Annotated in this window: 8 protein-coding genes; 5 read left to right on the forward strand and 3 right to left on the reverse strand. The window is 63.5% G+C overall.

Translation table 11 applies throughout. The features are described from left to right. Positions 1-74 precede the first annotated feature (74 nt). The gene (locus sphsw_RS00635; protein WP_081874037.1) at positions 75-1,172 is read left to right on the forward strand and encodes an alkaline phosphatase; all 1,098 of its coding nucleotides are present in this window, start codon (positions 75-77) and stop codon (positions 1,170-1,172) included. Between the two features lie 166 nt (positions 1,173-1,338). Here sphsw_RS00635 and sphsw_RS00640 read toward each other — a convergent pair whose 3' ends face one another. Continuing rightward, positions 1,339-1,890 (reverse strand): hypothetical protein, encoded by a 552-nt coding sequence (locus tag sphsw_RS00640; RefSeq protein ID WP_031438925.1) that lies wholly within the window; start codon positions 1,888-1,890, stop codon positions 1,339-1,341. A 72-nt stretch (positions 1,891-1,962) separates the two neighbouring features. Further along, entirely contained in the window at positions 1,963-2,145 is a 183-nt protein-coding gene (locus tag sphsw_RS19120; RefSeq protein ID WP_152555332.1) for a hypothetical protein, read from the reverse strand. A 283-nt stretch (positions 2,146-2,428) separates the two neighbouring features. Here sphsw_RS19120 and sphsw_RS00650 point away from each other — a divergent pair, with 283 nt between their 5' ends. The 4 genes from sphsw_RS00650 to sphsw_RS00665 all read left to right on the forward strand — a co-directional run bounded on the left by sphsw_RS00650 (position 2,429) and on the right by sphsw_RS00665 (position 7,923). After that, the gene (locus tag sphsw_RS00650) at positions 2,429-3,259 is read left to right on the forward strand and encodes a 23S rRNA (adenine(2030)-N(6))-methyltransferase RlmJ (protein ID WP_031438927.1); all 831 of its coding nucleotides are present in this window, start codon (positions 2,429-2,431) and stop codon (positions 3,257-3,259) included. A gap of 288 nt (positions 3,260-3,547) precedes the next feature. Next, positions 3,548-4,282 carry a metallophosphoesterase family protein gene (locus sphsw_RS00655; RefSeq protein WP_031438928.1) on the forward strand — a complete coding sequence of 245 codons (735 nt, stop codon included), beginning with the start codon at positions 3,548-3,550 and terminating at the stop codon, positions 4,280-4,282. Positions 4,283-4,858: 576 nt separating this feature from the next. Further along, positions 4,859-5,317: a hypothetical protein gene (locus sphsw_RS19125; protein ID WP_128082370.1), complete on the forward strand. Its 459-nt coding sequence runs from the start codon at positions 4,859-4,861 to the stop codon at positions 5,315-5,317. Next, positions 5,314-7,923: an HWE histidine kinase domain-containing protein gene (locus sphsw_RS00665; RefSeq protein ID WP_031438930.1), complete on the forward strand. Its 2,610-nt coding sequence runs from the start codon at positions 5,314-5,316 to the stop codon at positions 7,921-7,923. The genes sphsw_RS19125 and sphsw_RS00665 overlap by 4 nt, the downstream gene beginning before the upstream one ends. Positions 7,924-8,121: 198 nt before the next feature. Here sphsw_RS00665 and sphsw_RS00670 read toward each other — a convergent pair whose 3' ends face one another. Then, complete coding sequence (locus sphsw_RS00670) at positions 8,122-11,010, reverse strand: PAS domain S-box protein (protein ID WP_037533196.1); 2,889 nt, start codon at positions 11,008-11,010, stop codon at positions 8,122-8,124. Between the last annotated feature and the right edge of the window lie 153 nt (positions 11,011-11,163).

Below are 11,163 nucleotides of genomic sequence, written 5' to 3' on the forward strand. Positions count from 1 at the left end.
CCGCACGACCCGATCAATCCGCAATACGACCCGGCAACGCTCTCGGCACCGGCCCCGATGCAAGGACCTCTGCAATGAAAACCGCGATCTACAAATTCCTGGGCGGCACGGCGTTTGCTGGCGCGATGCTCACGGTCTGCAGCACGCCCGCTGCAGCGCAGGAGGCGCGCAATGTCATCCTCTTCCTCGGCGACGCGGGTGGCCTGTCGACGCTCGGTGCTGCTGGCATCCTGGCGCACGACCGGCCGCAATCGCTGTTCATCCAGTCGATGCCCAACGTCGCGCTGTCGGATACGTCCGCGCTCGACCGATGGGTGACCGATTCCGCGGCCGGGATGACCGCGATCATGACGGGGCACAAGACGAACAACGCGATGGTGTCGACGACGCCCACTGGACCGGGCGGCCGCGCGATGCCGGTCAAGACCCTTCTCGAATATGCCGAGCAGCGCGGGCTGTCGACGGGTGTCGTCACCAACATGAACATCTGGGACGCGACCCCGGCCGCGACCTTTGCGCATGTCGCCGCGCGCGCGGACAAGGGCGAGATATTCCGCCAGATGCTCAAGCCCCGCTTCGGCGACGGCGTCGATATCCTGATCGGCAAGGGCCGTGCCGACGCCGTCGCGACATTCGCCGGCCCGGGGACGAGCGCCGAACAGGCGTTCAGGACTGCCGGCTACCGCTTCGGCGAGGATCCCGCGCTGGTCGGCCAGGCGCCCCGGACCGCGGTGCTGCACGATGCCGACTTCGCGCCGCTTCCCGCCGTGGAGGCGACCGTCGCGCAGCTCGCCCGCAACCCGAAGGGCTATTTCCTGATGGTCGAATGGGACATGCACACCGACGATCCCAAGGCAGGCCTGCGGCATGTCGTCGAGATGGACGACATGATCCGCCGGATCAGCGCGGTTGCCGGCAAGGACACGCTGATCCTGTTCACCGCGGACCACAGCTTCGGCCTGCGGATGACCGGCGGCAAGCGCACGACGCCGCTCGCGACGCAATATGATCCCGATGCGAAGTCGGTGATCAGCGTCGAACCCGGCCATACCGGCGAAGAGGTCGTCGTCGCCGCGAGCGGCCCCGGTGCGGACAAGGTCCGGGGTTTCATGCCCAACACGCGGCTCTTCGACATCATGCTGTCGGCATTCGGCTGGAAGAAGGACAAATGATCCGCCCTCAGCCTGCCTGACGGCTTTTTTCGTTCCCGGATCGCGACGCGTATGACGAAGGATTAGAGGCCGAAAGCGGTCAGCCCAACGATGAATGAATATACGAAGCTGGGAAGTGGGGTGAGGGCGCGCGTGATGTCCGGCAACGCGCCGTCATGCCTTATCCTCACCGCTGCAGCCGTCCCGAACTGTCCTGCAACAGCCAGAAACGGGTATAACGTTGCAGGCGCGGGAGAATGATCCACTGCAGGGTCGCGGTGAGCAGCAGGGACGAGGGCAGGAGTTGCAGCGGCAGTGGTGCGTCCTTCAACACCGGGCGAACCATCATGCTGATGAGGAGTAGGACCGGGAACACCGTCAGCCATGTCGTCACGAACCGCTTCCACTTGCTGGCACTCGCATCGCTCGGCAGCTCGAAGGTGACGCCGTCGCCAGTTTCGAGCTGGCGGAGCGCGGTGGAGAAGCGGTCCGCGACAGCGACGTGCGCGCGCATCTTGGGGTCGTCATGCCATGTATCGGCTGCGGCGCGATCGTCGAAGCGAAAGAGCAGGTGCTGAAAACCCGCCGTCTGACCGAGCCGGATCGCAGCCCGATACCCCGGCGCCGCACGGGCGTGCCGGTTCAGTTCCTCCACCCAGCGTTCGAAATCCTGCTCGTGGCCGGCACGAATGGCCCGGCTGGTGATGATCGTGGCGGTCTGGTCAGGATCGATTGGCATAACGGCGAGAACAGACGAGGCGGCCGGTACGTTGCGCGGCCGCTTCGTGCATTTTGCCCGTGTCGACTCGCATCAGGACAGGCCTGTCAGCTTTAGCGCCTGACAGACCGTATAGCGCGTCACCGGACCGCCGCGTGCCGCCGTGAGGCCACTAGCAGTGCACGCGGCGATCAGCGCGCCAATCGTCGGGCGACCGTCACGATCGCCGCCGTCGCGGCGATAGGTGGTGATCGCATCCTGGATGCACCGGATCACCGGTTCATTCCGTTCATAAGCCCGGGCGCGGCGATCGCCATGCCGGAGCGCCATATCTGCAATGCCATCCATCATCGTCGACGGTCGATAACCGATTATCGCGACGGGATCATCATCGTCCGTCACAAGGCCAGGGCATGTGGCCCGTGCCAAGATCAGAACGGCGTTGAAGGTTTCCGCGCGACTTTATAATGGCACCGGACCGGTTACTTCGGTCACCTCGCGCCCGGCAATCGTGCCCGGCAGCCCGCATGCAGGCAGAGCGTCAGGGTCTTACGTCACAATGAATTATCGCCATTCCTTCCATGCGGGCAACAGTGCCGATGTCGTGAAGCACAGCCTGCTGATCGCGCTCGTGCGGGCCCTGCAGCAGAAACCGGGCGCGCTGACGCTGATCGATACGCATGCCGGCTGCGGGCTGTACGACCTTGACGGCGAGGATGCGCAACGCACCGGCGAGTCCCTACAGGGCGTGCTGCGGGCCTTTGCCGAGCCGAACCCGTTGCTGGACGACTACCGCGCCGCCGTGCAGGCGGTGAATTCCGGGACCGAGCCGCAATTCTACCCCGGCTCGCCGCGGATCCTCGCGCAGCTTCTGCGCCCGCAGGATTTGCTGATCCTGAACGAGAAGCACCCCGAGGACGCCTATACCCTGCGCGGGGTGATGCGCGGCACGCCCGCCGCGGTGCACGAGCGCGACGCCTATGAGCTTTGGCTCGCGATGCTGCCGCCCCGCACCGCGCGCGGCGTGGTGGTGGTCGACCCGCCGTACGAACAGCCCGATGACCGCGACCGTATCACAGCGACCCTCGCCGCCGCGCACCGCAAATGGGCGCATGGCGTGACGGTGATCTGGTATCCGCTGAAGGACCGCGCCACGCATACGCGGTGGACGGGGCAGTTGCGCAGGCTCGGTATCCCCAAAGTGCTGGGGGTGGAGCATTGGCTGTACGATGCCGATCAGTCCGGCATCTACAACGGCGCGGGCCTGTATATCGTCAACCCGCCCTACGCCTTCACGCAGGCGCTGCCGCCTATGCTTGAAGCGCTGCGCGCGGTGCTGGCGCCGGAGGGGCATAGCGGCGAGATCACCGCCGTGTGGCTGGGCGATTAGCGTAAACCCGCATCGCCCCGCTCTGGCCGGCTGCAAACGGCCGGGCTGCCAACGTCAAAAGACCGACGCTCTGGCAGGCAATTCGCATCGTCGAGAGCGGCCGTCCGTTGAGTACGATCATTCCCGATTCTCCAGCTCCGGTCGGCGATTTCGAGACGATCTATTGGGACCAGTAATCCGTGCCGCCGGGGGGCGCCAAGCTGCTGACGGTTCCGAAGCCGGCCTCAGGTTTGTCGTTGCCGAAGCGCGGGGGTTACGATCGTACGGCGAGATCGTTATAGGTCCGTAATGAAGATCGCTGCAATTTCCGACATTCACGGGAATGTCGCTGCCCTCGACGCAGTTCTCGGCGACATCGCCACCCGGCACGTGGACCAGATCGTGAACCTCGGGGACATCTGCTCAGGGGGCCTGTTCCCGCGGGAAACAGCCGATCGATTGATGCCTCTGGGATTGCCCACTATACGCGGCAATCACGAACGTCAGATATCGGATCAGCCTCGCGAGCGCATGGGATTGTCCGATCGCCACGCCTTCGACCAGCTGAGCGCTGAACAGCGTGCGTGGCTGACAGCATTGCCCACGACCATGCGCCTGTCCAAAGATGTGCTGCTTGTTCATGGCACGCCGGACAGCGACCTGACCTATTTTCTAGAGACGGTGACGGAGGCGGGGCTTCGTCAGGCCACTCGCGAGGAAGTTCGACACCGTGCGGGAACTGTCGATGCGGCCGTGATCCTCTGCGGCCATACGCATCTCCAGCGGGTGATGACGCTCGACGACGGGCGCATGATCATAAATCCGGGAAGCGTCGGTCTTCCGGCATATGACGATGACCGACCCTACGCTCACCTGGTGGAAAGCGGATCGCCGCATGCGCGCTATGCGGTATTGTCCAATGAGGGTGATGGCTGGGTGGTAGAGTTTCTGTCCGTCGATTATGATTGGGAACAAGCGGCCCGTGATGCCGAGGCGAATGCCCGGACCGACTGGTCCAGACCTTTGCGAACCGGTCGGGTCTAGCACGAGGGTATCGTATTTCTCGATGCGAAGTGCGTTTCGGGAAGCCGTGTCGCTTCTCGAAATCCGGTCCTTCAGGGAACGGCATCAGCGCCGAGCCTCCCCAAAGCCAATTTTCTGCAGTCGCCGACCAAGCGTCACGTGTGAGCTCGACGCCATCCACGTCACCGGCATCATCGTCAGGCAGCGTATGCGCCGCTGGGTTATCGGTCGCGTCTTGAAGCCTGGTACCGTAGACATATCGCAGGGTCGGTTTCGTTGCCGGGGATGCGTGTTGGGTCCATGGTTTTTCCCTTTGCTGTCTTGTGGGAACTTACTAGCATTCGTTGACGCCATCGACGTATCTGGCCGTCAATGCGCTGACTTGGCTGAGAATTTTGTACGTAAACATGTCAAAAATTATGACATATTCGTTCGAGGGCATGAGCACGGCGCTACGGGAATAATTGCGATGATTGTTGCGGCGGCAAACCGATAAGCAACATTCGCTAGGCAAGATTTCGAAAATATGGTGTGGATACGGCAACGTCGAGGAATGCCACGGCAATCATCGACCGTACGTCTTGATCGAGGAATCCAATGCGCGCGTCAGTGTTACAGGCGTCCGCTGCGGTCGGAACCACCCTGCGCGGCAAGCATCCGAAAGCCCCGATGCCTGCTCGCCAAGGCAGCGTGCCGACACCGAGGGGCCGCTCCGGGTTGCGAACCGCCACGGGCGACATTCACGAACGCCGGCATCATCATCCCGTGCTTTCGCGTCGGGCGGCAAGCTCGGCCGACCGGGACGAATATCGTCTGCTTCTCGGCCACACATACGGTTTCAATACCGTCGTCGACCCCATGCTCGGTGTCGGCGGTGGACTGATCGGCTGCCTTGTCTGGGGCCTGCCCGAACCAGGATTGAGTGCCGGTGACTGGAGCCGGTGTGCCGTCGGGCTGGACACCAACCTACCCGACGCTGCCGTGCAGGACCGACCTGCTGCAACGGCAGCGGCGGTGTCGATGTTTGCGGCGTATGAGGAATGGATGCCGGCATGACGCAGCAAATGGACGGTGCCGTCGATCTGACCAACTGCGATCGCGAGCCGATCCATATTCCCGGCTCGATCCTCCCCCATGGTGCGATGCTCGTGGTCGATCCTGCAACGATGCTGGTCGAGCAGGTCGCAGGCGACACCCTCGGCCTGTTCGGCAGGGATGCGGCGTCGCTGACCGGGCAGGACTTGGCGGACTTGCTGAATGCCGAGCAGCTTCAGCGGCTTCGCGATTTGCTGCAAAGCTCCAGCCTCGCGCGCCCGCGTCACCTGCTGGATCCGTTGCTGCGGGTCGTCCCCGACCGCGCGATCGATGCCAGCGTCCATCTGAGCGATGGCGCGCTGGTGATCGAGGTCGAGGATGCCGACCTGAGCGACCGTCATGCCGTCGATCCGCTCGCCTGCGTCCAGGAAATGTTCGACGGACTTGGCGACGCTCCCGATCTCCAGGCCTATTGCCAACTGGCGGCCGAGCGGGTGCGGGCGGTCGCGGGCTACGACCGGGTGATGGTCTATCGCTTCATGCCCGACGATTCCGGCTGGGTGTTCGCCGAAGCCCGGAACGCCGACATCACGCCATTCCTCGATCTGCACTATCCCGCGTCGGATATCCCGAAACAGGCCCGCACGCTGTATCTGACCAGCTGGCTGCGTCTGATCACCGAAGTCGATTACACGCCCGCGCCGCTGCTGCCGTCGATCAATCCGCGCAGCGGCCTGCCGCTCGACATGAGCCACGCGACCCTGCGTGACGTTTCGCCGATCCACCGGGAATATCTGCGCAACATGGGCGTCGACGCCTCGATGTCGATCTCGATCATCTTCGAAGGCAGGCTTTGGGGGCTGATCGCCTGTCACCATCATACGCCGCGCCGCCTGCCGCGTCATCTCCGCGGTGTCTGCGAGCTGTTCGGATCGATGTTCTCGCTGCAACTGGAAGTGCGGCTGCGCGCCGAGCAGCTCGAGGCCCGGTTGCTGTCCCGCAAGGCGCTGTCCGGGATCATGCACGCGCTGGCGAGCGAGGATGATTACGGGGCCGGACTGGTCGCGCAGCAGCAGCAGCTGCTCGATTACATATCCGCGGGTGGTCTTGCGCTGCGGGTTGGGCAGACCCGTGGCGGTGTCGCCATCCGCGTCAACAGCGGCATCACCGCGTTGGGCAATACGCCCGATGACGACCAGATTGGCGCCCTGACAGACTGGCTGACCCTGCGCATGGGCACGTTCGAAGGGGTGTATGCCACGGATCGGCTGGGCGAAGACTATCCGCCGGCCAAGGCCTATGCGGAGATCGCCTCCGGGTTGCTTGCCATGTCCGTCTCGCGCGAACCGCGCGACTTCGTGCTGTGGTTCAGACCCGAGGTGGTCGAGACCGTGCAATGGGGCGGCGATCCGAACAAGCCCATGGAAGTCGGTCCGAACGGCATCCGGCTGACGCCGCGCAAATCCTTCGAGGCGTGGACCGAGACCGTGCGCGGTCGGTCGACCCCCTGGTCGCCGTCCGACAACGATGCTGCGTTCGACCCGCGGGTGTCGCTGCTGGAGGTCGTCCTGCGGCGGATCGATGCTGCCGCACGCGAACGGCTGCGCGCCTGGCAGCAGGAACAATTGCTGATGGCCGAACTCGACCACCGGGTGAAGAACACCTTGGCCAGCATTCAGGCGATGGTGGCGCAGACGAGCCGAAGTGCGTCGTCGCTTGCTGCTTTCACCCATGGGCTCGACCGGCGGATTCGGTCGATGTCGCGCGCACACATTCTGCTCACGCAAAGTCGATGGGAAGGCGTGTCGCTCATCGTGCTGATCCAACAGGAGCTAGATGCGTATCGGGCGGAGCATGCGAACGTCACGATCACCGGTCCGGATGTGATGCTTCTCCCGAAAGCGGCACTGGCGCTGTCGTTGGCGATCCACGAGCTTGCCACCAACGCCGGCAAATACGGGGCCTTGTCGGCCGCCGGCGGTCATGTCGACATTCGTTGGCAGTTTGACCCGCAGGCTGGACTGGAGCTGCGATGGCAGGAAAGCGGCGGTCCTCCGGTCAGCAAGCCCACACGGCGCGGTTTCGGATCGACCTTGATCGAGCGGGCCTTGGCGCTGGAAACGAGCGGATCTTCGACTCTAACGTTCGACCCGGGCGGGGTGGCGTGCGCGATCGTCATGCCCGCGTCGGTGGCGCAGTCTGGCGGCACCGCCTCCCACGCCTCTATCGCCCATGATGCCCCTGCGAAAGTCACAGACATTCCTACCGACAATCCGCCGCGGATCCTGATCGTTGAAGATTCAGCTATGGTGCTGATGCTCATCGAGGATGTGGTCATCGATTTGGGCTGGGACATTGTCGGTCCCGCGATGCGGCTGCCGGAAGCCTTAAAGCTTGCTTGCGAGGCAGCGATCGATGCCGCGCTCGTCGACGTCAATCTCGATGGCGAAATGTCGTGGGACGCTGCTGCCATCCTGCAAGATCGCAAGATCCCGTTCGTCTTCACCACCGGCTACGACAGCGCCACCGTCCTGCCGGAGCGGTTCGCCGGCCATCCCGTGCTCAACAAGCCGTTCTCGGCCGAAGACGTTGGACGCACGTTGCAAACCTTGTTGAGCCGGCACTGAGCGTGCCGCAGGGGAATGCCGGGCAGCGTAGATTGATCGACCATGCCTGGCCGCGACCGGTTGCGGACGTTCGTTCATGCTTGGCGACACCGTTGAAAAATGGCTGGCATCCAACGATGATCGACTGCGGTTCCTGCGATTGCTCTCTTTGCAGCAAGCGCAATGTCACAACCGTCCGGTTGCGCGACCGCTTACGCTTCATCGACGGCGTGACACCTTTTTGAGGGCTCGCGACAATGTGTCGATCGAATAGGGCTTATGCACCAGTTCGAACCCGTGCGTACCGCTCTGCGCCAGAACCTCGCTGTACCCGCTGGTCAACACGACCGGCAGCTTAGGATACAGCCGGCCGATCTCCTGACCCAGCTCGATACCGGACATGCCCGGCATCATCACGTCGGAGAAGACGATGTCGAACCTGCCTGCATCTGTCGCCAGTTCGGCGAGTGCCTTGGAGGCGTCCATCGCCAAGACCGTATGATAGCCCAACTCTCCCAACGCCTCGGTCGCGAACATGCCAACCTCGGCATTGTCCTCGACGACCAGCACGCAGGCGCCTTCGCCGAGCGGCAGGGAGTTGTCGCCTTCTTCGGCCGCTCCGCCGTCCAGCCCGTCGACCCGGGGCAGGAACATGGTGAATGTTGCGCCTTCGCCTTCGTCGCTTGTGACGACGACGCCCCCGCCGGACTGCTTTGTGAAACCGAAGACCTGGCTGAGGCCAAGGCCTGTCCCTTCGCCTACCCCCTTGGTGGTGAAGAACGGTTCGAAGATCCGTTCAATGTTGTCGGCTGGAATACCGGGACCGCTGTCGGTCAAGGAGACCGTCACGAACTCGCCCGGCGTGGCCGGATGGGACCGTATGGCGGGCATGCCGGAGGCTGCCGCCACCACGATGGCCAGCTCGCCCGCGCCGTTCATGGCATCGCGTGCATTGACCGCCATGTTGACGATCGCGGTGTCGAACTGGCTGCGGTCCGCGTCGATGTAGCAAGGCTCCGTCGGCAGCCGATGCGATACCTTGATGCGTGCGCCCGTCAGCGTCCGCACCATGTCGCTGACCGTCCGCACGCTTTCCGAGACATCGAAGACTTCGGGTTTGAGCGACTGGCGGCGCGCGAATGCGAGCAACTGGTTGGTCAGTTTGGTCGCGCGTTCGGCGGTGTCGGAGATCGCGTCGATATAGCGCTGCCGGCGTTCGTCGGAGAGACCGGGCCGGCGCAATAGGTCGATAGAACCCCGGATGACCGTCAGCAGATTGTTGAAGTCGTGCGCCACCCCACCGGTGAGTTGCCCGATCGCCTCCACCTTCTGCGATTGGCGCAACGCATCCTCGGCCTGGCCGAGGTCGGCGGTTCGCTCGGCGACGCGCTGCTCCAGCGTTTCGGCGAGCGCGCGCAGATCGGCGACAGCACGGTCGCGCTCCGCTGCGATGCTCCGCCGTTCCTCGACGTCGATCAGGACGCCGGGAAAGCTCAGCGGCGTTCCGTCGGGTGCATGGTCAACCCGACCGTTCGCCTCGATCCAGTAATATCGGCCGTCAGCACGGCGGACCCGGTATTGATGCGCATAGGACCCACTGCGGGCGATCACCGCGGTGATGGCCTCAGTCAGCCCTGCCTGATCGTCGGGATGTACCGTTGCTGTAATCTGCGCGAGCGGAATGCCGGATCGGCCGAGCGCCGGATCAAGGCCGAAGGCACGCGCGAATGCCTCGTCTACGGTGAATTGATCGCTTGGCAGGTCCCAGTGCCAGGTGCCGATGATGGCGCCGGCTTCCAGCGCGAGTTTCACCCGCTCGACGTTCTGACGTGCGACGGCTTCACTGACACGCAGGCGTTCCTCCGCTTCTCGGCGGGCGGTCACGTCGTTGAAAATAATTGCGATCTGTCGATCTGCGGGATCGCCAACCCTTACTGCGCGTACGTCGAACCAGCGCTGGAATGCCTCGGCATAATTCTCGAAATTGGTTGCTTCACCGGTCTTGGCAACATGCCCGTATGTCTCGAACCAGAACTGCTCGAGGTCAGGTGCGAATTCCGTGACCCACTTGCCGCGCAAGTTGACGCCGGACTGGCGTTCAAAAGCGGGGTTGGCTTCGACAAACCGGTAATCGACGGCTTTGTCATCCTCGTCGAACTTGACCTCGACGATGGCGAAAGCCGCATCGACCGTGTCGAAGATTGTCTGGAAGCGCTGCTGCGCTTTCCGGAGCGCTTCGCCGGCAAGATGCTCTTCGGTACGATCACGAAGAACCTTGACGTAACCGGTATGGCGGCCGGCCGAATCCCGGAGCAGGGATAACTCACCGCTGGCCCAAAAAGGCTCGTCCCCCTTGCGCACGTGCCACCGCTCATCAGTGGCCCGCCCCGTCTCACGGGCGCAGGCCATCTCCTGTACCGGCACCCCGGCCGCGCGGTCTTCATCCGTGAAGAACAGGAAGACGCTTCGACCGATCACCTCGTCTTCCGACCAGCCCAGCACCCGTTCCGCGCCATAGCTCCATTCGATGATACGGCCTTCGAGATCGCAGGCTACGATGGCGAAGTCCTGTGCGCTATCGACAATCGCCCGCTGGCGCGCTTCGGCGGCAATCAGGCGTCCCGTTGCAACACGCTGCTCAAACTGCACCATGACCTGTCGCGCCATGACGCGGATCGTCTGCTTCTGAACCTCGGTCAGGTCGCGGGGGCGATAGTCCAGAACGCAGAGCGTGCCGATCGGAAAGCCATCAGACGACTTCAACAGGGCGCCAGCATAGAAGCGCAGGTGCGGCTCACCCGTGACCAGGGGATTGCAGTCGAACCGTGGGTCGTCTGTCGCATCGGGGACGAGCAGGAATTCATCCTCGAGGATCGCACGCCCGCAGAAAGACGTCTCCAACGGCGTCTCACGAACGCCAAGCCCGACTTCCGCCTTGAAGAACTGGCGGCCGTCCCCGATCAGATTCACGATCGCGATTGGCGCGTCGCAGATCGCCGCCACCAGTTCGGCGATCTCGTCGAACGCCGCCTCGCGCGGAGTGTCCAGCAGGTCATATTCTGCGAGGGCAGCCAGTCTCTGCTTCTCGTGCGCGGGCAGCTCGGTCATCGGACTCCAAAGGTTTAGCGGATCACTGTGCTGTAGCATCGTCACCGCCAAGCTCAACGTTGGTCGTTCTTAAACTGTCGAAACCGACCGAGACTGTTGAAAAAGGATCGCGTGGGATCAGCGTGGTGGATGACAGGTGACGCCGGGCACCGG

The sequence above is a fragment of the Sphingomonas sp. FUKUSWIS1 genome (genome assembly GCF_000733135.1).
In the GTDB taxonomy this organism is placed as follows: domain Bacteria; phylum Pseudomonadota; class Alphaproteobacteria; order Sphingomonadales; family Sphingomonadaceae; genus Sphingomonas; species Sphingomonas aerolata.

Coding starts and splice junctions, on each gene's coding strand:
- sphsw_RS00635 (WP_081874037.1), top strand. CDS start 75: ATGAAAACCGCGATCTACAAATTCCTGGGCGGCACGGCGTTTGCTGGC.
- sphsw_RS00640 (WP_031438925.1), bottom strand. CDS start 1,890: ATGCCAATCGATCCTGACCAGACCGCCACGATCATCACCAGCCGGGCC.
- sphsw_RS00650 (WP_031438927.1), top strand. CDS start 2,429: ATGAATTATCGCCATTCCTTCCATGCGGGCAACAGTGCCGATGTCGTG.
- sphsw_RS00655 (WP_031438928.1), top strand. CDS start 3,548: ATGAAGATCGCTGCAATTTCCGACATTCACGGGAATGTCGCTGCCCTC.
- sphsw_RS19125 (WP_128082370.1), top strand. CDS start 4,859: ATGCGCGCGTCAGTGTTACAGGCGTCCGCTGCGGTCGGAACCACCCTG.
- sphsw_RS00665 (WP_031438930.1), top strand. CDS start 5,314: ATGACGCAGCAAATGGACGGTGCCGTCGATCTGACCAACTGCGATCGC.
- sphsw_RS00670 (WP_037533196.1), bottom strand. CDS start 11,010: ATGACCGAGCTGCCCGCGCACGAGAAGCAGAGACTGGCTGCCCTCGCA.